The organism is Pseudomonas sp. 7-41 (assembly GCF_021233075.1).
Lineage (GTDB): Bacteria > Pseudomonadota > Gammaproteobacteria > Pseudomonadales > Pseudomonadaceae > Aquipseudomonas > Aquipseudomonas veronii.
The window spans coordinates 1260694-1286349 of record NZ_CP089551.1 but is presented as its reverse complement, the minus strand read 5'-3'; the positions used below and the strand labels follow the sequence as shown (position 1 = coordinate 1286349).

Here is a 25656-nt window from a genome sequence, read left to right as displayed (position 1 = left end):
GGGCTTGCTCCCGATTGCGCTGGGGCAGCCAATAGAATTCTTGGCTGTCAGACCGCTATCGGGGGCAAGCCCCCTCCCACATTTGGCTACGCGTGCAGCTTAGCGAACACCGTCCTGGCGCAGGGCCGCCGGGCTGAAGTCGCTGATGCCGGCGGTGAAGCCGAAGTCATACGCCTGTTTCTCTTCGTTCTTCATGCCCAGGGCCAGGTAGCGGCCGGACTGCAGGTCGTAGAGGGTTTCCAGGGCGTACCACGGCACTTGTTTGTCGTAGTAGTTCTCGGCATGGGCTTCGGCGACGCGCCACAGTTGGCCGCGACCGTCGTAGTGGTCGATCACGGCCGCTTGCCAGGTGTCTTCGTCGATGAAGAAGTCACGCTTGGCGTAGATGTGGCGCTGGCCTTCCTTCAGGGTCGCGACCACATGCCACACGCGGCGCAACTCGTAGCGTGCGAGGTCCTGGTTGATGTGGCCGGCCTTGATGATGTCGACATACTTGAGTTTCGGATCGTCGATCTTGTAGCTGTTGGAGGCGATGTAGATTTCTTTCTTGCCTTCCAGTTTCCAGTCGTAGCGGTCCGGCGCACCGTTGTACATGTCGAGGTTGTCGGAGGTACGCAGGCCGTCGGCAGCGGTACCCGGCCCGTCATAAGACACTTGCGGCGCCCGGCGTACACGGCGCTGGCCGGCGTTGTAGACCCACGCCGAGCGCGGTTCCTTCACCTGGTCGAGGGTTTCGTGAACCAGCAGCACACCACCGGCCAGACGTGCCGGTGCGGTCACTTGCTGCTTGAAGTAGAACAGCACGTTGCCGGGGTTTTTCGGGTCGAAGTCCTTCATTTTGTCGCGGAACACGAACTGGTCTTTGAAATACACCAGGCTGAACGAACCGTTGGTCTGCGGCGTGGCCTGGGTCACCAGGCGGGTCACGCTGCCGCCGCGATAGCGGGTGATGTGGTTCCAGATGACTTCAACGCCACTTTTCGGAATCGGGAACGGCACGGCGGTTTCGAAGTTTTCCAGACCGTTACCGCCGGACACCAGGTTGGTGTTGGTGGCGTTCTTCTTGATCGAGGCGAACACCTCGGCCGGTACAGTGGCGCCGCGATGGGTCGGGTAGACCGGCATCTTGAAGGTGTCCGGGTAGCGCTTGAACATCGCGTACTGCCCCGGCGCCAGCTTGTCTTTGTATTGCTCGACGTTTTGCGCGGTGATGGTGAATTGCGGTTGTTCGCTGGCATAAGGGTTGGCCAGGAAACCACGGGCGTCGACGGCGCCGGCATTCGTCGGCAACGGCGACCATTTGGGAATGGTGCCTGCGGCGTTACCGGCCATTTCGGCGCCCATCGGAGTCAGGGTCGTGCCCAGCTTGGCGGCCTCATCCGCCGACACCGCCGCCATGACGTTACTCGCCAGGATCGACAGCCCAAGCACACCGACGTGCAACAGACTTTTAGTTATTTTCATGTTCTGGTTCTTCCTGAAATGCAGTGTGCTTAGAAGTTGGCGCCGACGCTGAGGGCGATGAAATCACGGTCGTCCACAGTGGAATACTTACCGCCGAAGAAGTTGGTGTAGGCCAAGCTCGCGGTGTAGGTATTCTGGTATTCAGCATCCAGGCCGAGACTGACAGCCTTGCGACCTTCTTCGAAGTTGCCGCCAGGGCCTGGCGAATAACCGCTGACGTCATGGGACCAGGCCACGTTGGGCTTGAGGTTCACACCCGCGAACACATCCGGGTATTCCCAGATTGCCCGACCGCGATAGCCCCAGGAGTTGGCGGTGGTAAAGCCGTCATTGTTGCAGTTGGCCGTCAGGTTACTGCGGTCTGTACCTGCGCCCGCACCGGCAATGGTTCCCGCGTTGAGCGTCGCGCACAGTGGGCCTTCCCCAGGACCAAATACCGGATCACGCCCGTAGCGCGCTTTCGAGCTGCTTTCCAGGCCGCCGACGTGGGTCAGCCCCACTTCGCCCACCAGTGTCAGCCGGCTGGCGCCCATGACCTGATCAAAGAAGTGCGTAAAGGTGGTCTGGAGTTGGGTGATTTCCTTGCGGCGATAGCCATTCAGATCCTGACCGGCGGCGCCCTTGAGCGGGGAAGCACCGTTCAAGCCTATCAACGGCGTAACGCCCGCGTACAAGATGTCGGTGGTATTGAGCTGAACCGGCGCGTTCGGCCGGTAGCTGATCTCGCCGCTCCACGCTGTGCCGGTAGGCAAGGTCGTCGAGAAACTCAAACCGTACAAGCGAATGTCTTCTGGATATTCGACGAAGTAGCTGGAGTTACCGGCCACGATGAGTGGACGCAGGCTACTGGCTGGCGTGGACGTCAATGCGTTAGCCGCGGCGTAAGTCGCAGCCGATGCGCCCTTGGCGCTGAAAATCGGCGCACGGCTGTGGTAGTTCATGAAATAAGCGCCGAACTCAGTGTCCAGCGGCTCGAAGTTGTAGTGCATGGCCACACCGAACTGCCCGCTATCGCGTGCGTCACGATCAGAACCGCGCTTGACCAGTACACCTTCGTCATTGATGTCGACGCCAAACCGATTCATCAGCGGCAAACCACCACCCGCAGCGATGACAGAGCGCTTGCTGAGCAACCGCAGGTTGTCATTGCAGCCGCCTGTAATGACGTCCGCCTGGGAGAAAAACGTCCCGCAGTTATCGGTGACGGTCTTCTCCCAATCCAACTGATAGAAGCCTTCCGCCGACAGGTTTTCGGTCAGTGTCTGCGACACATAGAACATGTTGACCGGAATCAGGCCTTCCTTGATCTCGGCACCCGGGCGACGGAACGCCGCTACGTCAATCGGGTTGATGGAGTTGATGCCGCCGCCGATGAAGGTACTTTCGCCCCAACTTACAACCTGTTTACCGAAACGCACGGAACCTGGCTCATCGGCAATCGAGTAGTTGTGATAAATGAAGGCGTCGAGAATTTCCCCGCCGGAAGACCGGGCGCCCATAGGACGGCCGTTGTCACTGATGTCCTTGAACTCACGATTTTCGTCCTTGAGTTCAAAGTCATACCAATATTTGCCGCGAACAAACACACCGGTGTCGCCGTATTTCAGTTCCAGGTCATGGATGCCCTTGAAGATTTTCGAGAACGTCTCGCCGCGCTTGAAGTTCAAATGGCCGTCATCGGAGGTCTGGGACAAGCCCTTGCCGCCATTGTTGACGCCGATCAGATCGCGGTTGGCCTTGGCTGTCGACCAACTGGCCCCCACGGAAAGAGAGGAGTCAAAATTCCCTTCGATTTCACCGATATTGAAACTGACGCCGAATGCCGGCCCGGCGAGCGTAGAAGCGAGACTGACGGCCAGGGGCAATCTTGCCCGGCGCCAGAACTGATTTACTGAGGTCATCGACGCTACTCCATGTGCATTATTGTTATGGCAGTGAGTTCTTTCGGTGATGCATGTAACGGCCGGAATACAACGATTCCAATGCCGCCCGGCAACCGAGCCCCCATGGCTCGAAGCGCAACATCCTTGAAAAACTCTGAGAGGGACTATAGCCAGCAGGGGGTACCGCTTGATCCCTCTAAAGTGTGATTTGCATCACCGACCCGTCTGCCACAGCCCTTTTGCCACGTCGACGAAGGCCGACGCGGCAAGGATGGCTGAAAATCGGCAAATCACAAGTGAAGCCGCGAGATAGAGCATTGCCGTGCCCGAACGGGCACGGCGAAAGGTATCAAAGGGTAGAGAGGAACGTACTGTTGTTGGCCTGCCACTCAATGATGTCGACGCGGATACGTTTTTTGTCGAGCTTGCCGACACTGGTCTTGGGAATTTCAGTAACAATGGCGATCTGGTTTGGAATCGCCCACTTGCTCAAGTGGCCCAACTCCACGAACGGCTTGAGGTGCTCCTTGAGTTCACGGGCGCCTATCACATGGCCATCACGCACCACCAGCAACGCAAACGGGCGCTCGCCCCACTGCGGATCGGCGATGCCCACCACCGCTACTTCGCGTACCGCCGGGTGGCGGCTGACCAGGTCTTCCAGAGCCAGGGACGAGATCCATTCGCCGCCGGTCTTGATCACGTCCTTGATGCGGTCGCGGATATCGATCACCCCAAACGCGTCGAGGGTCGCCACGTCGCCGGTGTGCATCCAGCCGCCTTCCCACAGCTCGGCGCCCTTTTGCGGCTCGTTGTAGTAACCCTCGGTCAACCACGGCGCGCGTAGCACCAGTTCGCCCTGGGACTCGCCATCGGCGGGCAGGAAATGCCCGTCGCTGTCGATGATCGCCGCTTCCACCAACGGCCCGGGCACACCGGCCTTGATGCGGTAAGTGGTGCGCTCGTCCTCGGTGCCGGCCATCAGCTCATCGTTGAGATGGGCGCAGGACACCAACGGCCCGGTCTCGGACATGCCATACGCGGCGGTCAGTTGAATCCCGCGGGCCTTGGCCGCTTCATACAGCGTGCGATTGAGGGCGCTGCCGCCGATGACGATTTTCCAGCCGCCAAAGTCCACGCCCTGGGCGGCCTTGGCGTTGAGCACCATTTGCAGGATGGTCGGCACACAGTGGGAAAAGGTGACCTTCTCCTTGCGCCACAGCTCCACCAGGTATTCCGGATCGTAACGCCCGGGGTAGACCTGTTTCAGGCCCAGCATGGTGGCCACATACGGCAGGCCCCAGGCATGCACGTGGAACATCGGCGTGATCGGCATGTACACGTCGTTGGTGCCCAGCAAGCGCACGCTGTCGACACTGCCCATGATGGTCGCCACGCCGATGGTGTGCAGCACCAATTGGCGATGGGTGAAGTACACACCCTTGGGGTTGCCGGTGGTGCCGGTGGTATAGAAGGTGGTGGCGACGGAATTTTCGTCGAAATCCTCGAAATCGTATTTCGGGCTGGCGGCGGCCAGCAGGGTTTCGTACTCCCCCACCAGGTTCGGCAGCTCAGCGGTTTTCTCGGCCGCATCGGTCAGCAACAAGGTTTTGTCGACGGTGGTGAGCTGCCCGGCAATCGCCTGGTAGAGCCCCACGAACTCACTGTTGACCAGCACAAAGCGGTCCTCGGCGTGGTTCATGGTGTAGAGAATCTGTTCCGGCGACAGGCGCACGTTGATGGTATGGATCACCGCGCCGATCATCGGGATGGCGAACATGCATTCCAGGTAACGGTGGCTGTCCCAGTCCATCACGGCAACGGTATCACCGGCCTTGACCCCGGCTTCGGTGAGCACATTGGCCAGGCGCGCGACCCGCTCGATCAGAGTCGGATAGGTGTAGCGCAGCTTGTCGCGATAGATGATTTCCCGGGTCTTCTCATAACGGGCCCCGGACATGAGCAGGCGTTTGATCAACAGCGGATATTGGTACGCACCTTCGGCGGGCGGGATAACACGGGTCTGCAACATACGAATCCCTTTTTATGACTGCACGGTCTCGGCTTGAAGACCTGCACTGTAGAGACGTTAGGTGTCGACCAAATCAGCCAAAGGAATGATTTGTAGGGACTGCTGGATGCTAGCTTTGCGCCACCACTCAAAGCCGATAGCGATCAAATGTGGGAGGGTCTTGCACCCTCCCACATTTGGACTGTCCTCAATGAAAGAAGATCATTTATTTCATACTGGTGAACGCCAGTTTTACGCCGATGGCAATCAACACCGCCCCCATCGTCCGATCGAACCAATGCCCCATCCGCGCAAACCCTGCACGCACCCGCTGCTGGCTGAACAACATCGCCACCAGGCAGAACCACGCCGCCGTCGCTACCGCCAGGTACACGCCATAACCCGCCTGCACCGCCAGCGGTGTGTGCGGATTGATCACCACGGTAAACAGCGACAGGAAGAACAACGTGGCCTTGGGGTTCAAACCGTTAGTCACAAAGCCTGCGGTAAACGCCCCGCGTGGGGTGCGTTCGCCGACTTCGCGGTGCAGTTCGCCCTCGGCGGCTGGCTTGGCCGGCTGCGCGCGCAGGGCCTTGAAGCCGATGTACAGCAGGTAGGCCGCCGCCGCCCATTTCAGCGCGTTGAACAGCACGATGGACTGGGACACGATCAAACCGATGCCGAGTAACGAGTACCCCACGTGCAGGAAAATCGCCGAGCCCACGCCCAATGCGGTCCAGGTCCCGGCGCGGCGGCCGTGGGTGACACTTTCGCGCACCACCACCGCGAAATCCGGACCGGGGCTGGCCACTGCCAGCAGGTGAATCAAGGCCACGGTCAAAAACTCGGCGACGTACATACTCACTCCATTAAGTAACGGATTATTTCATCTGATAGGCTCGGCAGATTACGCCTTCGAACCCTGTCACAAAAGGTACAGTTGATGACGAACAATCGCCGCGCCGTCTTCCTAGATCACCCATCCCTCGACCTGGGGGATCTCGATCTCAGTGAGCTGCACAACTGTTTCAGCGAGCTGCAGCTGTTTGAGCAGACCACCCCGCAGAATGTGGTCGAACGCCTGCAAGGCGCCCAGGTCGCTATCAGCAACAAGATTGCGCTCAACAGCGAAACCCTGGCCGCCTGCCCCGAACTCAAACTGATCCTGGTGTCGGCCACGGGCACCAATAACGTCGACCTTGAAGCCGCCCGCGCCCATGGCGTCACCGTCAGTAACTGTCAGGGCTACGGCACGCCGTCGGTGGCGCAGCATACGATCATGCTGCTGCTCAACCTGGCGACGCGGCTGAAGGACTATCAACGGGATGTCAGCGCGGGCAAATGGCAAGCCGCCAAGCAGTTCTGCCTGCTGGACCACCCGATCGTCGAGCTGGAGGGCAAAACCCTCGGTTTGCTCGGGCATGGCGAACTGGGCAGTGCCGTCGCACGGCTGGCCGAGGCCTTTGGCATGCGCGTCATACTCGGCGCCATTCCCGGGCGCCCTGCCCGCGCCGACCGCATGCCGCTGGATGAACTGCTGGCGCAGGTCGACGCGTTGACGCTGCACTGCCCGCTCAACGAACACACCCGCGACTTGATCGGCGCTCGCGAGCTGGCGTTGCTCAAGCCCGGCGCGTTTATCGTCAACACCGCGCGCGGTGGCCTGATCAACGAACAGGCCCTGGCCGACGCCTTGCGCAATGGCCACCTGGGCGGCGCGGCGACCGATGTGCTGAGCGTCGAACCTCCGGTGCATGGCAACCCGCTGCTGGCCGACGATATCCCGCGCTTGATCGTCACGCCCCACAACGCCTGGGGCAGTCGCGAAGCGCGGCAGCGGATTGTCGGCCAACTGGCGGAAAACGCCCGCGGCTTTTTCAGCGGCGCCCCGCTGCGCGTCGTCAGTTGATAAACTGCGCCCCTTTTCAAGGAGCAGACCATGGATCCGCGCAGTGAAGTACTGCTTCGTCAGGCCGAACTTTTTCAAGGCAACCTGCTGCTGGTGGGGTTGCCTGCCGACGATTTGCTCGGCCGTCTGCCCAACGCCCATGGCTGGTGCTGGCATGCCGGTGACCAGGCTGCGCTCGACGCACGTTTCCCCGAGCGCAGCCAGTTCGGCGTGAATGTGCCGCAGCGCACGTTTGATGCGGCAGTGATCTTCCTGCCCAAGTCCAAGGACCTCACCGACTATCTGCTCAACGCCGTGGCCGCGCGCCTGCCCGGTGCCGAGCTGTTTCTGGTGGGGGAGAAAAAAGGCGGGATCGAAAGCGCCGCCAAACAGATGATCCCCTTCGGCAAGCCGCGCAAACTCGATAACGCACGGCACTGCCAGTTGTGGCAGGTCACCGTGGCCAACGCGCCGCAAGCGGTGGAGTTGGAGAGCCTGGCGCAGGTTTTCGAAGTGCCGCTGGCCGAAGGTCCGCTGAAAGTGGTGAGCCTGCCGGGCGTGTTCAGCCATGGCCGCCTGGATCGTGGCACCGAGTTGTTGCTGGAGCATTTGGACAAACTGCCCAGCGGCCACCTGCTGGACTTCGGTTGCGGCGCCGGTGTGTTGGGCGCGGCGGTCAAACGTCGCTACCCGCACAATACGGTGACGATGCTGGATGTGGACGCCTTCGCCACCGCCAGCAGCCGCCTGACCCTGGCGGCCAACGGTCTGGAAGCCGACGTGCTGACCGCAGACGGCATCGATGCCGCGCCAATGGGCTTGAACGCGATCCTGAGCAACCCGCCGTTCCATGTCGGGGTACACACCGATTACTTCGCCACGGAGAACTTGCTGCGAAAAGCCGCGAAACACCTGGCAAAAGGCGGCGAACTCCGACTGGTTGCCAACAGCTTCCTGAAGTACCAGCCGCTGATCGAAGAGCACTTGGGCGTGTGTGCGGTCAAGGCCGAAGGCAATGGTTTTCGCATCTATCGCGCCAAGCGCGGCTGATCGGCGTTTGCAAAAGAACACTTGCCGAATGGATTTTGCCTAGGCAGAATCCGCTCCGTCCTAGGGGAGTAGTCTCCCACGAGCGCCACGCTCGTCCGGCATACGTCAACATACTTGGTCAGCAGACCATGGCGTATGCGACCCAGGAGTCCGCTCAGACGGACCGGGGTTTGACAAGACCTATGACACGCACACCTTACCCGGGGCGGGAAGGCTGTACGTGTCATAGCCGTGTCGACCCGCCCCTGGAAACCTACCTGATGCTGGATTCACTGCTCGTCCCTACCGCAATCGTTGCCTTGGCCGAAATCGGCGACAAGACCCAACTGCTCGCGCTCATCCTTGCCGCACGCTTTCGCAAACCCTGGCCGATCATCGCCGGCATCATCGCCGCGACCCTGGCGAACCATGCCGCTGCGGGTGCCGTAGGTGCCTGGTTCGGCAGTTTCTTCTCGGATGCGGTGCTGCACTGGATTCTCGCCGCAAGTTTCTGTGCCACGGCGCTGTGGACCCTGGTGCCGGACAAACTCGACGATGACGAAGCCAGCACCACGCGCAAGTTCGGGCCGTTCCTGACCACCCTGATTGCGTTCTTCCTCGCCGAAATCGGCGACAAGACGCAGATCGCCACGGTGATGCTGGCGGCGCAATACCCTGAGCTGTGGCTGGTGGTTATCGGCACCACCCTGGGCATGTTGATTGCCAACGTACCGGTGGTTCTGGCGGGGAATTTTGCCGCGGAGAAATTGCCGTTGACCTTGATTCGTCGACTGGCGGCTACGGCGTTTTTCGTCCTGGCGATCGTGGCGGTGTACAAGGCCATGCAAAGCAGCGGTTGGATCTAAGGATCCAAGCCTGCAAACCCAATCCAATGTGGGAGGGGCTTGCCCCCTCCCACATTTGGATCTTCATGAGGCTTGGATTATCAGGACTTCTTGGCCTGCTGATACAACGGCATCACCTTCGGAATCGCCGCCTGCAACGAGGCGATCCGACTGTCGGAGGCCGGGTGAGTGCTCATGAACTCCGGAGGCGCGCCTTCCGAAGCCTTGGCCATCTTGTTCCACAACGTGATGGCGGCGTTCGGGTTGTAACCGGCGCGGGCCGCCAGCTCCAGGCCGATCAGGTCCGCTTCGTTTTCATTGCTGCGGCTGTTGGGCAAGGTCATGCCGTAGTTGGCCACGGTATCGGCCAGCGCCATGCTGTCCTGGCCGAGACCAAGCAACGCGCCGGCGCCCTGCTTGGCCATCTCGATGCCGTAGGCCTTGGACATGGCTTCACGGCCATGCTCGCGCAAGGCGTGGGCGATTTCATGGCCCATCACCGCCGCCAGCTCGTCATCGCTGAGCTTGAGGTTATCGATCAGCCCGCTGTACACGAAGATCTTGCCGCCCGGCCCGCAGTTGGCGTTCATCTCATCGCTCTTGATCAGGTTCACTTCCCACTTCCACTGCGCCGCATCCGGACGGAAGGTCGGCGCCTGGGCGATCAGGCGGTTGGCGATGGCCTGCACGCGCTTGGCGTTGGCGCTGGTCTTGTCCACCAGGCCTTTGCCGCTGGCTTCACCCAGGGTCTGCTGGTAGGACTGCGCATACATCTGGTCGACTTCCTGGCTCGACAGCATGCTGAACATGTACTGCTTGCGCTCCACCCCAACGGCACCGCCGCTGGTGGTGTTGACGGACTGACACCCGGCCAGCAGCACTGCTGCCGCCAATACACTTACGGCCAATGATTTCTTCATCAACACACTCTCCCTGAAAAGACGCCCTGAAAACATGGCGCGTATCCTAGGCGGTGATTTGTATCGACGCCAGATACATCAGACGTGCAGACGCTAAATTTCGGATACATCCCACAACGGTGGCGGACTTTCGGGCTCAAGCCGGAGTCAGGCACTCCGGCCCATTCAGCTTGGGATCGTTGACCATGTTGGCCAGCACCCGTTCACGCAAGGCGACCGGCTCACTGGCCAACAGCCCCTGCAACACCGGCAGCGGCGTCTCGGGGTTCAGCCAGGCTTCCTGCCCCGCCGCATCCAGAATCAACGGCCGCCGCTGACTCTGCGCCGCCTGGGTCACCACCGCGGTGCTCAGCCACACTTGCTCCTGCACCGGATACGCTTCCCAGATGGCCGCAAAAAACAGCGTCGAACCTTCCCCTGGCGTCAACCAGTACGGCCGCTTGCGCTGGGTGCCGCGCCATTCGTAGAACCCGTTGGCCGGCAACAGGCAGCGACGCTGGCGAAACGCTTCGCGGAACATCGGTTGCTCAGCCAGGGTTTCGGCGCGGGCATGCGCCGGAGTACGGGAAAGGTCCGTCAGCCACGGCGGTGTCAGGCCCCAGCGGGCGCGGGCCAGGGTGCGCTGGCCGTCGGTGGCGCGCTGGATCAGCACCGAATCATTGGGAGAAATATTCCACTGGGCCTGCTGATCCGCCGGAAAGCCCGGCAAGGCAGCAAACGTGGGGTTCCAGCGAAACAGGGCATAACGTCCACACATGGGGCAACACGACTCTTGGGTAAACCGACCGACAGCCTAACAGACCAACACGTCGGGGAAGCTGTCGGGTTCATCGGCGGGCAACGGTTGCGCACCGTTATACGCGGTGATCAGCTCGCGCGCGCAGGCTGCCTGGTCGTTGTCCACTTCTAGCCCCAGCAGCCCGAAAATCGGTAACTCGCCGCTACCGCCGAGCAAATGGCGCCCCACCAAATGCGCCTCGATCCCTTCGCTGGCGAGCATCTGCTGCAGCAGCTCGCCTTCCATCAGGTTTTCCGGTTCGTAGATTCGCTGCATGGGCGTACCTGCTATTCGTTTTCGCTGCGAGTTTCGAGCATCCACTCTTCACCATGGACCTGCAGGTTGAAAATGATCGGTCGGCAACATACCTGACAGTCTTCTATATAGGTCTGGTCGCCGCCGGATAAATCCACGGTTGTCTCCACCACTTCACCACAATAAGGACAATCGTACAGCGCGGTTTCCAGCATCGCAGTCTCCCAAGTGACTTGTGCGTATAATCGCCGGTCTATTTACAGGGTTATATTTCGGCCGAGCCCATTACTCGGGCCGCACCCTGGTATTTCCTCTACTTACCCTAGCCGTTTCTAACAAGAGAGCATGATGGGCGAATTCGATACCATCCGACCTTACAACGACAGCGAAGTCCCGGCAGTGCTGGAGCGGCTGTTCAGTGACAAGGCCTTTCTGGACATCCTGACCCACTTCCGCTTCCCGCGCTTTGCCGGCGCGCTGGGCTGGCTGCTCAAACCCATGATCGCCCGCAAACTGCGCCGTGAATTCGCCGGCGTCACCACCGTGGCCACGCTGCAGGACAAAGTCGAGTATTACGTCGACCACACCATTGATCGAGCGACCGACGGCGTGACCTATACCGGCGTGGAACAGCTCAAATCGGGCACCGCCTACGTCTTTTTGGCCAACCATCGCGATATCGTGATGGACCCGGCCTTCGTCAACTACGCCGTGTACCACGCCGGCCTGCCGACACCGCGTATCGCCATCGGCGACAACCTGCTGCAAAAGCCGTTTGTCAGCGACCTGATGCGCCTGAACAAGAGCTTCATCGTGCACCGCTCGATCACCGGGCGAAAGGAAAAAATGGCGGCTTACCAGTTGCTGTCGGCCTACATCAACCATTCGATCCGCCACGACTGCCAGTCGATCTGGATCGCCCAGGCCGAAGGCCGCGCCAAGGATGGGGATGACCGCACCGAATCGGCGATCCTCAAGATGTTCCACGTCAGCCGCAAGGACGAGCCGTTCGCCGAGGTGATCCAGTCGCTGAACCTGACGCCCGTGTCCATCAGCTACGAATACGACCCATGCGACTTGGCCAAGGCTCGCGAGCTGTACATCCGCGCCACCACCGGCACCTACACCAAGGCACCGGGTGAAGACGATGTGAGCATTGCCCTGGGCATTACCGGCTACAAGGGCCGGGTGCATGTGAACTTTGCGCCGCCGATCACCGAGCGCTTCGAAGACACCAAGCTGCTCGCCGTGGAAATGGACCGGCAGATTCTCGGAGGTTATCGCCTGTTCCCGGTTCACTACCTGGCCTACGCCCAGTGGAGTGACGCCGACCCGCAACTGCAGGTACCCAAGGCAGCGGATATCTTCCCGGCCGACGAGTTGGCCAAGGCCAAGGCAGAGTGGGAGCGGCGCTTGAGCGAGTGCCCGGTCGAACACCGGCCGTTCCTGGTGGTGCAATATGCAACGCCAGTGCGCAATCAATATCGGGTCAAGGCGGGAATCCCGCTGTAATACACCTAGCCAAACCTGTGGGAGCGGGCTTGCCTGCGATGCGGTGGTTCAGTCACAGCGGTACCGACTGTAACTTCGCTATCGCGAGCAAGCCCGCTCCCACCGTCGTTTCAGGGTGCAACTAAAAACGCGTGCTGATCCATGAAACCAGCAGCGCCAGCCCCAGGCAGGCGAAACCAATACGATAAGCCAGGCGATGCGCCCGTTCGGTGCGTACATCCAGAAACAGCATGGGTTGGTCGATGGCGCGCTCTTCGCTTTGCGCGGCGAGCCTGGCCATGGCGCGCTGTTCCTTCAAACGGGTAATGAATAGCAGTGCAGCCCCAGAGCAGGCCACTGATAGAGCAACAACATTGATCAGCAGTCCGGCCAGCGCCATCACACACCTCGTTGAAACAGTGCCTTGGTATCCATTCAGATACAAACCTGAACGGAAGTCGCCTCCTGCGCCTAAAAGCTCCTTCCCCCATTGACAGCTAATGTATCGAGTAATTTACGGCGTCACCTGAACGTCACCTTAACCGTTCACTCTGTGGCCCTTCGAACGCTCGGGAGCTTGTCATGTTGCACGCGCAAAACCAGGATCGACTGTATTTGATAGCCCCAAGCGATGAGCAAGAGGCGCTGATCGGCGGCCTCGCGTTCAACGTCCAGGACCGCCACTGGCTGGTGTATTGCGCCCTTGGCGGGCACCAGCATGCGGACCTGCCGGAGACGGACCTGCTGACCGGGATAAGCCTGCTCGACTTCGGTATCGACACCGCGGCATGAAACGGCGGGCACAAAAAAGCCGGGCTCAGCGCTGAGCCCGGCTTGTTATTGAGCGTTATTGCGAGCTGAGCAACTGGCCGATGCTCGGGTCCTTGAACAGACGGGTCAAGGCGTCGCTCAGGACGTCGCTGACCAGCTTGGTGTTGGTCTCCTGGTTAGGCGACATGCCGAAGCGCTGGTTGAGGGACGCACCATAACGGCCGCTGTAGCGACGGGTGCCAGCGCTCACGTCGGACTTGAACGTCGCGCCGATAGTGGCCTCAGTCACGTACAGGCCTTCTTTGGGCGACTGGTATTTCAGCTCGGCCAGGGTGATGGTCAACTGCGGCGCGCCCGGCGAGTTGGCCGGGGTAAAGCCGAGCAGCCGCACCGCGGCTTCAGCCTGGGCTTGCAGCTTGGGGAGCACATCGGCACCGCTCACCGACACCAGCGCGGTCTCCGGATACAGGCCACCACGGGAGCCCAGGGTCGGCGAAGGACGACCATCCACCACACGCACCGACACCGGCTGACCGTGACCCACCGGGGCCAACTGCGTGGTGAGCTTCGGTTGCGGGCTGAGTTGTTGCGGGCTATTGGCGCAGCCAACCAGGGTCAAACTGGTCACAGTGATCAAACCGAACAACAGGCGTTGCAACATGCTCTTCTCTCCAGAAATCGAGTACCGACAGGCCGGCAGTATAGCGGGCGGCCCTCGCCGGGAACTAGCGTCAGTTACAACCTAAGACCCGCAGGCATTGTAGGGGTTCGATGTCACCGATATGTCACAGCCGATACACGCGCCCGTCATCCCCGGCAGGCATGCTTGGCCTCAATCTCAGGAGGCTGATTTCATGCATTTTCTCTGGTCGCTGTTTACCCGCAAGCCCGCCCTTCGCCAATTTGCCCTGCTCGATGTGCAAGGTCGCTGCCAGGCTTTCAAAGAGTGCAGCCAGCCACCGGTCGGCGCTGGCTGGGTGGAAATCGAAGAAATCCGCTTGAGCTGGATGCACCGCCCGCTGCCCGCCAGCGCCCGTATCAGCCCACGCGCGACGCAGTCGCCGCATCGCCACCCGTTGGCCGCCTGACCGAACGCCTAATAAAAGTCATAAAACACGCCCATTTCCTTGGCGTTCTTCGCTACAATCTCCCCCCGATTATAAGGACGTCTCCTGATCGGGCCTCGCAACATCGTTAATGCTTCGGTATTAGCCCCCCCAGATCGCCCACAGAGAGCCGCCCACACAGATCGTGTGAAGCTGGCGCGCTTGCTGTTTTCTTTGCAAACCACCCGCCTTTACCGAATCTGCCAGAGCTGCCATTGCGCTCGGCCACTTGAGTTGTTTGCCCGTTTTGCCGCATGCCGGCAAGGTTTTCCGGGCCAGGTGCCAGGCTGGGGCAGCCCTTTTTTGAGGTTCACGTCTTCAAAAGAGCGTGAAAAAACGGGTTTTCACAACTTCACAAGAGTGTGGCGAGCAAATGAATAGTTTGGCGTTTGTACAAGCACCATCAGCGTCTGGAACAGCCCAATCACACAGGACCGAGTGCTCCGGGGCTTGAGCCTGTCCGCTACGGATTGATTGCACGGATCGCACGCTTTGACCATAAGTCGAATTGCCACGGCAGCCCATGAATGCGTTCATAGGCGGATTAGCCCGGCAGGAAGCGTGCGCTGAACTTGCAAAGAATTGCGAATCGGACATGGCGATCCTGGCCATGGGTAACCTGGGGCAACACGTGAACCGCCCCGTCACTCCTGGCAGCCATGCCGTCAATTTGGTGCTGCAGATTTTGGAGACGCGTTAAATGGCGCATAACGAAGCAGTCGACGTAGTACTGGTAGGGGCCGGCATCATGAGTGCCACCCTGGCCGTACTGCTCAAAGAGCTCGACCCCGGCCTCAAGCTGGAAGTCGTTGAGCTGATGGACTCGGGAGCCGCGGAGAGTTCCAACCCGTGGAACAACGCCGGTACCGGCCACGCCGGGCTGTGTGAGCTGAATTACACACCCCAGGCCGCCGATGGTTCCATCGACATCAAGAAAGCTGTCCACATCAACACCCAGTTCGAGGTGTCGAAGCAGTTCTGGGCGTACCTGACCAAAAAAGGCACCTTTGGCTCGTCCAGGTCCTTTATCACCCCGGTGCCGCACCTGAGCTTCGTGCAGGGCGACAAAGGCGTAGCCTTCCTCAGGAAGCGCTTTGAAACCCTCAGCCAGCATCATGCATTTTCGGATATGCGCTATACCGAAGACCGCAACGAGATGGTCGAGTGGATGCCGCTGATGATGCCAGGCCGCCCGCTCGACGAAAAAATCGCCGCGACCCGTGTGCAGAACGGCACCGACGTGAACTTCGGCGCCCTGACCAACCAGTTGCTGAACCACCTGACCAGCGCGCCCGATGCCCAGGTCAAGTACAGCAAACGCGTGACCGGCCTCAAGCGCAATGGCGCGGGCTGGACCGTGAGCATCAAGGACGTCAACAGCGGCAACAGCCGCGACGTGGACGCCAAGTTCGTGTTCCTCGGCGCCGGTGGCGCGGCCCTGCCGCTGCTGCAAGCCTCGGGCATCGAAGAAAGCAAAGGCTTCGGCGGTTTCCCGGTCAGTGGCCAGTGGCTGCGTTGCGACAACCCGGAAGTGGTCAAGCACCACCAGGCCAAGGTCTACAGCCAGGCCGCCGTGGGGTCGCCACCGATGTCCGTGCCGCACCTGGACACCCGCGTGGTCGACGGCAAGACGTCCCTGCTGTTCGGGCCTTACGCCGGTTTCACCACCAAGTTCCTCAAGCACGGCTCGTTCCTTGACCTGCCGTTGTCGGTGCGCGCCGGCAACATCGGCCCGATGCTGGCCGTGGCCCGGGACAACATGGACCTGACCAAGTACCTGGTCAGCGAAGTGATGCAGTCCATGGAACAGCGCCTGGAATCCCTGCGCCGCTTCTACCCGCAAGCCAAAGCCGAAGACTGGCGCCTGGAAGTGGCCGGCCAACGGGTGCAGATCATCAAGAAAGACCCGAAAAAAGGCGGCGTGCTGCAATTCGGCACCGAGCTGGTCGCGGCCAAAGACGGCTCGCTGGCGGCGCTGCTGGGCGCGTCCCCGGGCGCTTCGGTGACGGTGTCGATCATGCTCGAACTGATCGAACGCTGCTTCCCGACCAAGGCTGCCGGCGAGTGGGCGGCCAAACTGCACGAGATCTTCCCGGCCCGTGAAAAGGTCCTGGAGACCGATGCCGAGCTGTACCGCAAGATCAACGCGCAGAACAACATCAGCCTGGAACTGGTTGAGCAAAACAACGAAGCCCAAAGCTACGCTTAAGGCCTCGAAATAAAAAAGCCCCGCTTCTCGATATGAGCAGCGGGGCTTTTTTTCGCCTGCGATCAGCCGCGGGCGTTATCGATCAATTCAATGTACTCGGCGGCGTTGCGCTGGTCCTTGATCAGGTCGACGAAGGTCTGGCCATGCTCGTCCTTGCCATCGAGGTCCAGGCCGGCGGCCTTGAAGAAGCCCAGGAAGCGCTCGAAGTCGTCGATACGCAGGCCACGATAGGCCTTGATCAGTTTGTGCAGGGAGGGTGAAGTCGCGTCGACGGGTTCGAAGTCCAGGAACAACTTGATCTGATCGTCGCCGATCTCGTCACCAATCACCTGTTTCTTATCTTTACGCATTACCGACTCCAGCCTGCGGACATTTACATGGGGTTTGAAGTCTACCTGCGAGGCGCGGGCGGCGAAAGCGCTGAGAACCACTGTGGGAGAGGGCTTGCTCCCGATTGCGCTGGATCCGTCAATTAGATGTCGACTGACACACCGTCATCGGGAGCAAGCACCCTCCCACATTGGGTTCGTCAGGGTGCTGGCTACTTGGTGCGTACCACGCCGGTATGCAGATCCGCCCAGATATGCCCATTGGCATAACTGAGGAACTGCACATACACCGTGTCATTGCGCAGCAGGTCGACGATCACGCAGTATTGGGTCGCGGGGTAGGACAAGGTCAGGGTCTTGGTCTTGTCATCGAACACCGGCTTTTTCAGGCTTTTGCTTTCGGCGTCGAAATTGACGATCACCTGGGCGATGCTTGCGCCTTTGTTCAAGGACTTACCCTTGAGACGAATCATCAACGGCGACGTCACCGGGATCGGCTGCTGCGTGGATTGGCGCTGATTACCTACCACCACGGCATACTCGGTGACTTGCAACAGTTGCTGCTGGTCGGGCGCTTCGGCGCGCAGGGCCAGGTCGTCGGGCGGCAGGAATTGGCTGTGCATCGGCGCCGGGGCGGCGGCCAGCGGCAAGCTGAGGGTCAGCGCCAGGGCGGCGCAGGTGCGAATCAACAGGCTCATGAACAGCTCCAGACGCAGAAGCCAAGCACGATAGCATGCGCAACCCTGCGTCGGAGCCTTGATCACATGCCTTTAACGGCGTAAATCCCATTGGCGTTGCGCCAGTAACCTTTGTAGTCCATGCCGTAACCGAAGATGTAGCGGTCGATGCACGGCAGGCCGACGAAATCGGCCTTCATTTCCGGGCGCGCCTTGCGGTCGTGGTCTTTGTCGATCAGCACGGCGGTATGGACTTTGCGCGCGCCGGCGTGTTTGCAGAAGTCGATGATCGCGCCCAGGGTGTGCCCTTCATCGAGGATGTCGTCGATGATCAGCACGTCGCGGTCGATGAACGAGACTTCCGGCTTGGCTTTCCAGAACAGGTCGCCGCCGCTGGTTTCGTTGCGATAACGCGTGGCATGCAGGTAGGACGCTTCCAGCGGGAAGTGCAGATGGGTCAGCAATTTGCCGGCGAAGATCAGACCACCGTTCATCACGCAGAAGACCACCGGGTTGGTGTCGGCCATTTCGCGGGTGATCTGTGCGCCGACCTTGGCGATCGCCTCTTCGACTTGCGCTTCGGTGTACAGGCAGTCAGCCTCGCGCATGATTTGACGGATATGCTCGAGATCAGCGGACATGGCGCTCTCCAGGGGGTGCTGTGGCAAGAAAAGCGGGCAAAGGTACGCATGTGAGGCGCAACGTTCAAGCCTTAATGGACTAACGTGCTAGATGTCTATAGGACAACACCCTCGGATAGATTAATCTAGGCCGGTTTTTTTGCCCGCCGCCGGAGCCTTTCCCATGCCCACTCGCGAGATCCGCCATCCGCTGATCCGACACAAGCTCGGCCTTATGCGCCGCGCCGACATTAGCACGAAGAACTTCCGTGAGCTCGCTCAGGAAGTCGGAGCGTTGCTCACCTACGAAGCCACCAAAGACCTGCCCCTGGAAAGCTACGAGATCCCCGGTTGGGCCGGCCCCGTCCAGGTCGAGAAGATCGCCGGCAAGAAAATCACCGTGGTGCCGATCCTGCGCGCCGGCATCGGCATGCTCGAAGGCGTCCTCAGCCTGATCCCCGGCGCCAAGGTCAGCGCCGTGGGCGTGGCTCGCAATGAAGAGACGCTGCAGGCCCACACCTACCTGGAAAAACTCGTACCGGAAATCAACGAGCGTCTGGCGATGATCATCGACCCGATGCTCGCCACCGGCAGTTCCATGGTTGCCACCATCGACCTGCTGAAGAGGGCCGGTTGCAAGGACATCCGCGCCATGGTGCTGGTCGCCGCGCCCGAAGGCATCGCCGCCGTCGAGAAGGCCCACCCGGACGTGCAGATCTACACCGCGTCCATCGATGAGCGCCTGAATGAAAACGGCTACATCATCCCAGGCCTGGGCGACGCCGGTGACAAGATCTTCGGTACCAAGCAGAAGGACGCGTGAGCATGCAGGATGAATTCAACGACCCGCTTTGGCGCCAGATCCTGTCTGGCGCACAAATGCTCTTTGTGGCATTTGGCGCGTTGGTGTTGATGCCGCTGATCACAGGTCTTGATCCAAACGTCGCCTTGTTCACCGCCGGCCTGGGCACGCTGCTGTTCCAGCTGGTGACCGGGCGGCAGGTGCCGGTGTTTCTGGCGTCGAGCTTTGCCTTTATCACCCCGATCATTCTCGCCAAGGGCCAGTTCGGCCTGGCGGCGACCATGGGCGGGGTGATGGCGGCCGGTTTCGTTTATACCTTCATGGGGTTGGCGGTGAAGATCAAGGGCACCGGTTTCATCGACCGGCTGCTGCCGCCGGTGGTGATCGGGCCGGTGATCATTTCCATCGGCCTGGCCATGGCGCCGATTGCCGCCAACATGGCGATGGGTAAATCCGGCGATGGCGCCGAGCTGATCCATTACCAGACGGCGATGCTGATCTCGATGCCGGCGCTGCTGACCACCCTGATCGTGGCCGTGTTCGGCAAGGGCATTTTCCGCCTGGTGCCGATCATCTCCGGCGTGCTGGTGGGCTTTGCCATGGCGTTCTACTTCGGCGTGGTCGATACGGCCAAAATTGCCGCCGCACCGTGGTTCGCCCTGCCTCACTTCACCGCGCCGGAATTCAACTGGCAGGCGATTCTGTTTATCGTCCCGGTGGCCCTGGCCCCGGCGATCGAGCATATCGGCGGTGTGATTGCGGTGGGCAGCGTGACCGGTCGCGACTACCTGAAGAAGCCCGGCCTGCACCGCACCCTGCTGGGTGACGGGATTGCCACCACGGCCGCCGGCCTGTTTGGCGGCCCGCCGAACACCACCTACGCCGAAGTGACCGGCGCAGTGATGCTGACCAAGAACTACAACCCGAAGATCATGACCTGGGCGGCAATCTTTGCCATCAGCCTGGCGTTTATCGGCAAGTTCGGCGCACTGCTGCAGAGCATTCCAGTGCCGGTGATGGGCGGGATTCTGTGCCTGCTGTTCGGCTCGATCGCCGCTGTGGGCATGAACACGCTGATCCGCCACAAGATCGACCTGGGCGAAGCCCGCAATCTGGTGATTGTGTCGGTGACGTTGGTGTTCGGGATTGGCGGTGTGCTGATCGGCACCGGCACCGGTCCGGACGATTTCGGCCTGAAGGGCATCGCCCTGTGTGCGGTGGTAGCGATTGGCTTGAACCTGCTGCTGCCGGGCAATGATGGCTGGAAGCACAAGAAGCCGGATGAGCCGTTGATCTAACCAGCACTGCAAAACTGAATGTGGGAGGGGGCTTGCCCCCGATGACGGAGTGCCAGTCGACATCTAATCGACTGATCTGCCGCTATCGGGGGGCAAGCCCCCTCCCACATTGTTAGATCTTCAGTGTGACTTAGAGCTCGCCTAGGCCATCGATCAGCGCCTGGTTCTGCTCCGCCGTACCGATGCTGATCCGCAGGAACTGATCAATCCGCGCCTGCTTGAAGTGCCGCACGATCACGCCCTGCTCACGCAACTTGGCCGCCAGGCCGGCGGCGTCGTGCCGTGGGTGGCGGGCGAAGATGAAGTTCGCAGCCGATGGCAACACTTCAAAGCCCTTGCCTTCCAATTGCGCGACGACCTTGTTGCGGCTGTCGATCACCCACCGACATGTCTTCTCGAAGTACTCGCGGTCGTCGAACGCCGCCGCTGCGCCGACAATCGCCAGGCGATCGAGCGGATAGGAGTTGAAGCTGTTCTTGACCCGCTCCAGCGCCTCGATCAGGTCCGGGTGGCCCACGGCCAGGCCCACGCGCAAACCGGCCAGTGAGCGCGATTTGGACAAGGTCTGGGTGACCAGCAGGTTCGGGTAGCGATCCACCAGGCTGATGGCAGTTTCGCCACCGAAGTCGACGTAGGCTTCATCCACCACCACCACCGAATCCGGGCTGGCCTTGAGGATCTGCTCCACCGCGTCCAGGGCCAGCACGCAGCCGGTCGGCGCGTTCGGGTTGGGGAAGATGATCCCGCCGTTCGGCCTGGCGTAGTCCGCCGCGCGGATCTGGAACTGCTCATCCAGCGGCACCGCGTCGAATTTGATGCCGTAAAGGCCGCAGTACACCGGATAGAAGCTGTAGCTGATATCCGGGAACAGCAGCGGCGAGTCGTGCTGGAACAGCGCGTGGAAGATGTGTGCCAGGACTTCGTCGGAACCGTTGCCGAGGAACACTTTACCGGCGTCGATCCCGTAATAGCGGGCCACGGCCTGCTTGAGCAGGTCGCTGTTGGGGTCCGGGTACAGGCGCAGATTGTCGCTCAACTCGACCTGCATGGCCGCCAGCGCCTTGGGCGACGGGCCGTAGGGGTTTTCGTTGGTGTTGAGCTTGACCAGCTTGGTCAACTTGGGCTGTTCACCGGGTACGTAAGGCACCAGCTCCTTGACGAAGGGGCTCCAGAATTTGCTCATGTCTCAGTTCCCCTTATTGTCTTCAAGGATGCGGTATTCGGCGCTCCGGGCGTGGGCGCTCAAGGATTCGCCACGGGCCAGTACCGAGGCGGTCTTGCCCAACTCGGAAGCGCCTTGTGGCGAGCAGAAGATGATCGACGAACGCTTCTGGAAGTCGTACACCCCCAGCGGCGAGGAGAAGCGCGCGGTGCCGGAGGTCGGCAACACGTGGTTGGGGCCCGCGCAGTAGTCGCCCAGGGCTTCGCTGGTGTGACGGCCCATGAAGATCGCGCCCGCGTGACGAATCGACGGCAGCCAGGCCTGTGGGTCGGCCACGGACAATTCCAGGTGTTCCGGCGCGATGCGGTTGGCCACTTCGATGGCCTGCTCCATGTCGCGCACCAGGATCAACGCACCACGGCCATTGATCGACTTCTCGATGATCTCGGCGCGGTCCATGGTCGGCAGCAGCTTGTTGATGCTGGCGGCGACTTTGTCGAGGAACTCGGCATCTGGACTGACCAGAATCGCCTGGGCGTCTTCGTCGTGCTCAGCCTGGGAAAACAGGTCCATGGCGATCCAGTCCGGGTCGGTCTGGCCATCACACACCACGAGGATTTCCGAAGGACCGGCGATCATGTCGATACCGACCTGGCCAAATACATGGCGCTTGGCGGTGGCGACATAGATGTTGCCGGGGCCGACCACTTTGTCGACCATCGGCACGCTTTCGGTGCCGTAGGCCAACGCCGCGACAGCCTGGGCGCCGCCGATGGTGAACACGCGGTCGACCCCGGCGATGCAGGCGGCCGCGAGGACCAGCTCGTTGATCTCTCCGCGCGGGGTCGGCACCACCATGACCACTTCGGTCACTCCGGCCACCTTGGCGGGAATCGCGTTCATCAATACCGACGAGGGGTACGAGGCTTTACCGCCCGGCACATACAGGCCGGCGCGGTCCAGCGGCGTGACCTTCTGGCCCAATACGGTGCCGTCGGCCTCGGTGTAGCTCCAGGAATCCTGTTTCTGTTTTTCGTGGTAGCTGCGCACCCGCACCGCCGCGAGTTCCAGGGCTTCGCGCTGCGGCGCGGTGATGCGCGTCAGGGCCAGCTCCAAGCGTTCGCGGGGCAGGATCAGGTCCGACATGGACTTGACGTCCAGGCCGTCGAACTGGCGGGTGAAATCCACCAACGCGGCGTCACCGCGCTCGCGCACGGCCTTGATGATATCGAGCACCCGCTGGTTGACCGAGTCGTCGGACACGCTTTCCCAACTCAGCAGATGATCCAGATGATGGGCGAAATCCGGGTCGGCAGCGTTGAGTCGGGCAATTGCAGTGGACGTGGTCATAGCGAGGGCCTCATAGGATTGGCAAAAACTCAGGCGCCCGAAGGTGCGCTGACGTTCAATAACGAATCGCGTTGGTGCTGTGGCCGTGCCAGGCAAGGCGCGGGACGCCGGTAAGGGTTTGTTTCCTTACCAAGTCCCGCAACGCGGCATGGCGCGGCCACAGTACCAACGCGTAGAGCCTTGCCTCAAAAGGCAGGCTGCTACGCGTCGCTAGGTATTGAAAAAAAATCTTCTACTAACATAACTTGCCTTTTGGGGTAAGGCGCGATTCGTTATTGAACGTCAGCGCACCTTCCCAGCAGTCGTTTCCGCTTGGGCACCTGAGAATTCTGGCTATGAGGCGGATAGACGGGCGCAGCCGTTTGGCTACGCGGGTGAGTCAACCGCGGTGTCGAGACTCCACTGCGTTGCGCAGGGTGTCGATCAACGCCTGGATACGCGCGTGCTGCATCTTCATCGATGCCTTGTTGACGATCAGCCGGGAGCTGATGTCAGCAATGAAATCCTGGGGCTCCAGGCCGTTGGCGCGCAGGGTGTTGCCGGTGTCGACCACGTCGATGATCTTGTCGGCCAGGCCAATCAGCGGCGCCAGCTCCATCGAGCCGTACAGCTTGATGATATCGACCTGACGGCCTTGCTCGGCGTAGTAACGCTTGGCGATATTGACGAACTTGGTGGCCACCCGCAGGCGACCTTTAGGCTCGACATCACCGACACGGCCGGCGGTCATCAGCTTGCACAGGGCAATACGCAGGTCCAACGGCTCGTACAGGCCCTGGCCGCCGTATTCCATCAATACGTCTTTACCGGCGACACCCAGGTCGGCGGCACCGTGTTCAACATAGGTCGGCACATCGGTAGCCCGCACGATCAGCAGACGAACGTCGTCCTGGGTCGTAGGGATGATCAGCTTGCGGCTCTTGTCCGGATTCTCGGTCGGCACGATGCCCGCTTCAGCCAGAAGCGGCAAAGTGTCGTCAAGGATGCGGCCCTTGGACAGTGCGATGGTCAACATGGGAAACGTCAGTCCTTCATCAGGCTATTGCGGTCTGGTCGCAAACGGCGCCAGACACAGATCGAGGCCATTACAGCCTCGATTTGAAACACATTCAGCCGGAATACGCAATTGCACACCCCGGGCGGGCGCATCCCTGCGCCCGTGCAGCGGGGACTAGCCCGGTACGCGGCGGATCTTCGCGCCGAGCATCTGCAGTTTTTCTTCGATGCACTCGTAGCCACGGTCAATGTGGTAGATGCGGTCGATCAGGGTGTCGCCCTCTGCGCACAGCGCGGAGATCACCAGGCTGGCCGAAGCCCGCAGGTCGGTGGCCATGACGGGCGCGCCCTTGAGCTTGTCGATGCCGGTCACGATGGCCGTGTTGCCTTCGACCTGGATCTTCGCGCCCATGCGGTGCAGTTCGTACACGTGCATGAAGCGGTTTTCGAAGATGGTCTCGATCACAGCGCCGGTGCCTTCGGCAATCGCGTTCAGGGAGATGAACTGCGCTTGCATGTCGGTCGGGAACGCCGGGTACGGAGCGGTCCGCACGTTGACGGCTTTTGGCCGCTTGCCGTGCATGTTCAGCTCGATCCAATCTTCACCGGTGGTGATTTCAGCGCCGGCTTCCTTGAGTTTTTCCAGCACGGACTCAAGGATGGTCGGATCAGTGTCCTTGACCTTGACGCGGCCACCGGTGACGGCGGCGGCAACCAGGTAGGTCCCGGTCTCGATGCGGTCCGGCATCACCTTGTAGGTGGCCGAATGCAGGCGTTTTACACCTTCGACGGTGATGGTGTCGGTGCCGGCGCCGCTGATATTGGCGCCCATGGCGATCAGGAAGTTGGCCAGGTCGACCACTTCCGGCTCGCGCGCGGCGTTTTGCAAAACGCTGCGGCCGTTGGCCAGGGCAGCGGCCATCATGATGTTCTCGGTACCGGTCACGCTGACGGTATCAAAGAAGAAGTTGGCGCCACGCAGGCCGCCTTCCGGCGCCTTGGCCTTGATGTAGCCGCCTTCGACGTCGATGGTGGCGCCCATGGCTTCAAGGCCACGGATGTGCAGGTCGACCGGACGCGAACCGATCGCGCAACCGCCAGGCAAGGCCACTTCGGCTTCGCCGAAACGGGCAACCATCGGGCCGAGCACCAGGATCGACGCACGCATGGTTTTCACCAGCTCATACGGGGCGATCAGGGTCTTGATGGTGCGCGGGTCGATTTCAACCGACAGTTTTTCGTCGATCACCGGCTCAATGCCCATGCGACCGAACAGTTCGATCATGGTGGTGATGTCGTGCAGGTGCGGCAGGTTGGCCACGGTCACAGGGCCATCACACAGCAAGGTCGCTGCCAGGATCGGCAAGGCGGAGTTTTTCGCACCGGAAATGCGGATCTCGCCATCAAGGCGGGCACCACCGGTAATAATCAATTTATCCATAAGAATCTCGACGCCTTGGGGGCTCAGGTGCGCTCGGCCCAGGCCGCGCGGCTGAAAAATTTCATAGTGACCGCATGGATGCTGCCATCGGTGATCCACGGGTTCAAATGGGCATAGACCTGCTGTTGACGCTTGACCGGGCTCAATGCCGCCAGTTCATCGCTAATCACATTCAGCTGGAAGTTGCAGCCTTCGCCTTCAACTTCTACGTTCGTTTCCGGCAGCTTTCCTTCAAGGAAGCTCTTAACTTCTAGGGCCTGCATGCTCAACCTCTATCGGCGCCCAGTGCGCGCGGGTCGCACATCATACAAAAAAGCCCCGCGCCTGCGAA

27 protein-coding genes and 1 riboswitch are annotated in these 25656 nt (G+C 60.8%); of the genes, 9 read left to right on the top strand and 18 right to left on the bottom strand.

The genetic code is table 11. The features are described from left to right. Window positions 1–99: 99 nt before the first annotated feature. The 4 genes from LQ249_RS05725 to LQ249_RS05710 form a co-directional block, all read right to left on the bottom strand. Entirely contained in the window at window positions 100–1464 is a 1365-nt protein-coding gene (locus LQ249_RS05725) for a DUF1329 domain-containing protein (protein WP_046384660.1), read from the bottom strand. A gap of 29 nt (window positions 1465–1493) precedes the next feature. Further along, a complete protein-coding gene (locus tag LQ249_RS05720) occupies window positions 1494–3365 on the bottom strand; it encodes a DUF1302 domain-containing protein (RefSeq protein ID WP_046384661.1) in 1872 nt (623 codons plus the stop codon). Between the two features lie 331 nt (window positions 3366–3696). After that, entirely contained in the window at window positions 3697–5379 is a 1683-nt protein-coding gene (locus LQ249_RS05715; RefSeq protein ID WP_017845945.1) for a fatty acid--CoA ligase, read from the bottom strand. A 205-nt stretch (window positions 5380–5584) separates the two neighbouring features. Then, window positions 5585–6217: a LysE family translocator gene (locus tag LQ249_RS05710; protein WP_017845948.1), complete on the bottom strand. Its 633-nt coding sequence runs from the start codon at window positions 6215–6217 to the stop codon at window positions 5585–5587. Between the two features lie 84 nt (window positions 6218–6301). Here LQ249_RS05710 and LQ249_RS05705 point away from each other — a divergent pair, with 84 nt between their 5' ends. From LQ249_RS05705 to LQ249_RS05695, 3 genes are all read left to right on the top strand, one after another. Next, window positions 6302–7267 (top strand): 2-hydroxyacid dehydrogenase, encoded by a 966-nt coding sequence (locus LQ249_RS05705; protein ID WP_017845949.1) that lies wholly within the window; start codon window positions 6302–6304, stop codon window positions 7265–7267. A 30-nt stretch (window positions 7268–7297) separates the two neighbouring features. Beyond that, a complete protein-coding gene (locus LQ249_RS05700; protein WP_017845950.1) occupies window positions 7298–8296 on the top strand; it encodes a class I SAM-dependent methyltransferase in 999 nt (332 codons plus the stop codon). A gap of 50 nt (window positions 8297–8346) precedes the next feature. Further along, window positions 8347–8468: riboswitch (yybP-ykoY riboswitch) on the top strand. A gap of 88 nt (window positions 8469–8556) precedes the next feature. Then, window positions 8557–9141, top strand: coding sequence for a TMEM165/GDT1 family protein (locus LQ249_RS05695; protein ID WP_017845951.1), 585 nt, complete (start codon window positions 8557–8559; stop codon window positions 9139–9141). An 80-nt stretch (window positions 9142–9221) separates the two neighbouring features. Here LQ249_RS05695 and LQ249_RS05690 read toward each other — a convergent pair whose 3' ends face one another. The 4 genes from LQ249_RS05690 to LQ249_RS05675 form a co-directional block, all read right to left on the bottom strand. Further along, the gene (locus tag LQ249_RS05690) at window positions 9222–10040 is read right to left on the bottom strand and encodes a M48 family metallopeptidase (protein ID WP_017845952.1); all 819 of its coding nucleotides are present in this window, start codon (window positions 10038–10040) and stop codon (window positions 9222–9224) included. Between the two features lie 136 nt (window positions 10041–10176). After that, window positions 10177–10797 (bottom strand): SOS response-associated peptidase, encoded by a 621-nt coding sequence (locus tag LQ249_RS05685; protein ID WP_057004262.1) that lies wholly within the window; start codon window positions 10795–10797, stop codon window positions 10177–10179. A 36-nt stretch (window positions 10798–10833) separates the two neighbouring features. Then, window positions 10834–11094 (bottom strand): putative signal transducing protein, encoded by a 261-nt coding sequence (locus LQ249_RS05680; RefSeq protein WP_169881201.1) that lies wholly within the window; start codon window positions 11092–11094, stop codon window positions 10834–10836. A gap of 11 nt (window positions 11095–11105) precedes the next feature. Beyond that, window positions 11106–11288, bottom strand: a complete 183-nt coding sequence (locus tag LQ249_RS05675; RefSeq protein ID WP_017845955.1) for a CPXCG motif-containing cysteine-rich protein — start codon at window positions 11286–11288, stop codon at window positions 11106–11108. 133 nt (window positions 11289–11421) lie between these two features. On the opposite strand from LQ249_RS05675, the gene LQ249_RS05670 reads away from it, so the two are divergent. Beyond that, the gene (locus tag LQ249_RS05670; RefSeq protein WP_169850554.1) at window positions 11422–12585 is read left to right on the top strand and encodes a 1-acyl-sn-glycerol-3-phosphate acyltransferase; all 1164 of its coding nucleotides are present in this window, start codon (window positions 11422–11424) and stop codon (window positions 12583–12585) included. 121 nt (window positions 12586–12706) lie between these two features. Here LQ249_RS05670 and LQ249_RS05665 read toward each other — a convergent pair whose 3' ends face one another. Beyond that, the gene (locus LQ249_RS05665) at window positions 12707–12964 is read right to left on the bottom strand and encodes a hypothetical protein (protein WP_046384667.1); all 258 of its coding nucleotides are present in this window, start codon (window positions 12962–12964) and stop codon (window positions 12707–12709) included. 182 nt (window positions 12965–13146) lie between these two features. Between LQ249_RS05665 and LQ249_RS05660 the strand changes: the two genes are divergently transcribed. Then, complete coding sequence (locus LQ249_RS05660; protein ID WP_017845958.1) at window positions 13147–13356, top strand: hypothetical protein; 210 nt, start codon at window positions 13147–13149, stop codon at window positions 13354–13356. A 55-nt stretch (window positions 13357–13411) separates the two neighbouring features. Here the strand turns inward: LQ249_RS05660 and LQ249_RS05655 are convergent, their stop codons facing one another. After that, window positions 13412–13996, bottom strand: coding sequence for a YajG family lipoprotein (locus LQ249_RS05655; protein WP_046384668.1), 585 nt, complete (start codon window positions 13994–13996; stop codon window positions 13412–13414). 193 nt (window positions 13997–14189) lie between these two features. Here LQ249_RS05655 and LQ249_RS05650 point away from each other — a divergent pair, with 193 nt between their 5' ends. Beyond that, window positions 14190–14423 carry a hypothetical protein gene (locus LQ249_RS05650; RefSeq protein WP_046384669.1) on the top strand — a complete coding sequence of 78 codons (234 nt, stop codon included), beginning with the start codon at window positions 14190–14192 and terminating at the stop codon, window positions 14421–14423. A 718-nt stretch (window positions 14424–15141) separates the two neighbouring features. Further along, on the top strand, window positions 15142–16650 hold the full coding sequence (mqo, locus tag LQ249_RS05645; protein WP_057004261.1) for a malate dehydrogenase (quinone): 1509 nt from the start codon (window positions 15142–15144) through the stop codon (window positions 16648–16650). Window positions 16651–16712: 62 nt separating this feature from the next. On the opposite strand, the gene LQ249_RS05640 is transcribed toward mqo, so the two are convergent. The 3 genes from LQ249_RS05640 to LQ249_RS05630 form a co-directional block, all read right to left on the bottom strand. Next, complete coding sequence (locus LQ249_RS05640) at window positions 16713–17000, bottom strand: PA4642 family protein (RefSeq protein ID WP_017845962.1); 288 nt, start codon at window positions 16998–17000, stop codon at window positions 16713–16715. Between the two features lie 191 nt (window positions 17001–17191). Further along, on the bottom strand, window positions 17192–17677 hold the full coding sequence (locus LQ249_RS05635) for a hypothetical protein (protein WP_232566246.1): 486 nt from the start codon (window positions 17675–17677) through the stop codon (window positions 17192–17194). A 62-nt stretch (window positions 17678–17739) separates the two neighbouring features. Beyond that, window positions 17740–18297: a hypoxanthine-guanine phosphoribosyltransferase gene (locus tag LQ249_RS05630; RefSeq protein ID WP_010567709.1), complete on the bottom strand. Its 558-nt coding sequence runs from the start codon at window positions 18295–18297 to the stop codon at window positions 17740–17742. A 163-nt stretch (window positions 18298–18460) separates the two neighbouring features. Here LQ249_RS05630 and upp point away from each other — a divergent pair, with 163 nt between their 5' ends. Both upp and LQ249_RS05620 read left to right on the top strand, forming a co-directional pair. Further along, a complete protein-coding gene (gene upp / locus LQ249_RS05625) occupies window positions 18461–19099 on the top strand; it encodes a uracil phosphoribosyltransferase (RefSeq protein WP_017845966.1) in 639 nt (212 codons plus the stop codon). A 2-nt stretch (window positions 19100–19101) separates the two neighbouring features. Then, on the top strand, window positions 19102–20376 hold the full coding sequence (locus LQ249_RS05620) for a uracil-xanthine permease family protein (protein ID WP_017845967.1): 1275 nt from the start codon (window positions 19102–19104) through the stop codon (window positions 20374–20376). A gap of 130 nt (window positions 20377–20506) precedes the next feature. Here the strand turns inward: LQ249_RS05620 and hisC are convergent, their stop codons facing one another. From hisC to LQ249_RS05595, 5 genes are all read right to left on the bottom strand, one after another. Beyond that, window positions 20507–21559 (bottom strand): histidinol-phosphate transaminase, encoded by a 1053-nt coding sequence (gene hisC, locus LQ249_RS05615; protein ID WP_057004259.1) that lies wholly within the window; start codon window positions 21557–21559, stop codon window positions 20507–20509. Window positions 21560–21562: 3 nt separating this feature from the next. Continuing rightward, window positions 21563–22888: a histidinol dehydrogenase gene (gene hisD, locus LQ249_RS05610; protein ID WP_232566245.1), complete on the bottom strand. Its 1326-nt coding sequence runs from the start codon at window positions 22886–22888 to the stop codon at window positions 21563–21565. A 379-nt stretch (window positions 22889–23267) separates the two neighbouring features. Then, window positions 23268–23903 (bottom strand): ATP phosphoribosyltransferase, encoded by a 636-nt coding sequence (gene hisG, locus LQ249_RS05605; protein ID WP_017845970.1) that lies wholly within the window; start codon window positions 23901–23903, stop codon window positions 23268–23270. Window positions 23904–24059: 156 nt separating this feature from the next. Continuing rightward, window positions 24060–25325, bottom strand: a complete 1266-nt coding sequence (murA, locus tag LQ249_RS05600) for a UDP-N-acetylglucosamine 1-carboxyvinyltransferase (protein WP_017845971.1) — start codon at window positions 25323–25325, stop codon at window positions 24060–24062. A 23-nt stretch (window positions 25326–25348) separates the two neighbouring features. Continuing rightward, on the bottom strand, window positions 25349–25588 hold the full coding sequence (locus LQ249_RS05595; protein WP_017845972.1) for a BolA family protein: 240 nt from the start codon (window positions 25586–25588) through the stop codon (window positions 25349–25351). Window positions 25589–25656: the final 68 nt, after the last annotated feature.

What these genes read in the sequence shown, in the direction of transcription:
- LQ249_RS05630 (WP_010567709.1), bottom strand. Translation starts at nt 18,297, where the DNA reads ATGTCCGCTGATCTCGAGCATATCCGTCAAATCATGCGCGAGGCTGAC.
- LQ249_RS05675 (WP_017845955.1), bottom strand. Translation starts at nt 11,288, where the DNA reads ATGCTGGAAACCGCGCTGTACGATTGTCCTTATTGTGGTGAAGTGGTG.
- LQ249_RS05695 (WP_017845951.1), top strand. Translation starts at nt 8,557, where the DNA reads ATGCTGGATTCACTGCTCGTCCCTACCGCAATCGTTGCCTTGGCCGAA.
- LQ249_RS05670 (WP_169850554.1), top strand. Translation starts at nt 11,422, where the DNA reads ATGGGCGAATTCGATACCATCCGACCTTACAACGACAGCGAAGTCCCG.
- LQ249_RS05685 (WP_057004262.1), bottom strand. Translation starts at nt 10,797, where the DNA reads ATGTGTGGACGTTATGCCCTGTTTCGCTGGAACCCCACGTTTGCTGCC.
- LQ249_RS05725 (WP_046384660.1), bottom strand. Translation starts at nt 1,464, where the DNA reads ATGAAAATAACTAAAAGTCTGTTGCACGTCGGTGTGCTTGGGCTGTCG.
- LQ249_RS05640 (WP_017845962.1), bottom strand. Translation starts at nt 17,000, where the DNA reads ATGCGTAAAGATAAGAAACAGGTGATTGGTGACGAGATCGGCGACGAT.
- LQ249_RS05705 (WP_017845949.1), top strand. Translation starts at nt 6,302, where the DNA reads ATGACGAACAATCGCCGCGCCGTCTTCCTAGATCACCCATCCCTCGAC.
- hisD (WP_232566245.1), bottom strand. Translation starts at nt 22,888, where the DNA reads ATGACCACGTCCACTGCAATTGCCCGACTCAACGCTGCCGACCCGGAT.
- LQ249_RS05720 (WP_046384661.1), bottom strand. Translation starts at nt 3,365, where the DNA reads ATGACCTCAGTAAATCAGTTCTGGCGCCGGGCAAGATTGCCCCTGGCC.
- LQ249_RS05715 (WP_017845945.1), bottom strand. Translation starts at nt 5,379, where the DNA reads ATGTTGCAGACCCGTGTTATCCCGCCCGCCGAAGGTGCGTACCAATAT.
- mqo (WP_057004261.1), top strand. Translation starts at nt 15,142, where the DNA reads ATGGCGCATAACGAAGCAGTCGACGTAGTACTGGTAGGGGCCGGCATC.
- murA (WP_017845971.1), bottom strand. Translation starts at nt 25,325, where the DNA reads ATGGATAAATTGATTATTACCGGTGGTGCCCGCCTTGATGGCGAGATC.
- LQ249_RS05660 (WP_017845958.1), top strand. Translation starts at nt 13,147, where the DNA reads ATGTTGCACGCGCAAAACCAGGATCGACTGTATTTGATAGCCCCAAGC.
- hisG (WP_017845970.1), bottom strand. Translation starts at nt 23,903, where the DNA reads ATGTTGACCATCGCACTGTCCAAGGGCCGCATCCTTGACGACACTTTG.
- LQ249_RS05595 (WP_017845972.1), bottom strand. Translation starts at nt 25,588, where the DNA reads ATGCAGGCCCTAGAAGTTAAGAGCTTCCTTGAAGGAAAGCTGCCGGAA.
- upp (WP_017845966.1), top strand. Translation starts at nt 18,461, where the DNA reads ATGCCCACTCGCGAGATCCGCCATCCGCTGATCCGACACAAGCTCGGC.
- LQ249_RS05665 (WP_046384667.1), bottom strand. Translation starts at nt 12,964, where the DNA reads ATGGCGCTGGCCGGACTGCTGATCAATGTTGTTGCTCTATCAGTGGCC.
- LQ249_RS05650 (WP_046384669.1), top strand. Translation starts at nt 14,190, where the DNA reads ATGCATTTTCTCTGGTCGCTGTTTACCCGCAAGCCCGCCCTTCGCCAA.
- LQ249_RS05620 (WP_017845967.1), top strand. Translation starts at nt 19,102, where the DNA reads ATGCAGGATGAATTCAACGACCCGCTTTGGCGCCAGATCCTGTCTGGC.
- LQ249_RS05655 (WP_046384668.1), bottom strand. Translation starts at nt 13,996, where the DNA reads ATGTTGCAACGCCTGTTGTTCGGTTTGATCACTGTGACCAGTTTGACC.
- LQ249_RS05690 (WP_017845952.1), bottom strand. Translation starts at nt 10,040, where the DNA reads ATGAAGAAATCATTGGCCGTAAGTGTATTGGCGGCAGCAGTGCTGCTG.
- LQ249_RS05700 (WP_017845950.1), top strand. Translation starts at nt 7,298, where the DNA reads ATGGATCCGCGCAGTGAAGTACTGCTTCGTCAGGCCGAACTTTTTCAA.
- LQ249_RS05680 (WP_169881201.1), bottom strand. Translation starts at nt 11,094, where the DNA reads ATGCAGCGAATCTACGAACCGGAAAACCTGATGGAAGGCGAGCTGCTG.
- LQ249_RS05710 (WP_017845948.1), bottom strand. Translation starts at nt 6,217, where the DNA reads ATGTACGTCGCCGAGTTTTTGACCGTGGCCTTGATTCACCTGCTGGCA.
- hisC (WP_057004259.1), bottom strand. Translation starts at nt 21,559, where the DNA reads ATGAGCAAATTCTGGAGCCCCTTCGTCAAGGAGCTGGTGCCTTACGTA.
- LQ249_RS05635 (WP_232566246.1), bottom strand. Translation starts at nt 17,677, where the DNA reads ATGAGCCTGTTGATTCGCACCTGCGCCGCCCTGGCGCTGACCCTCAGC.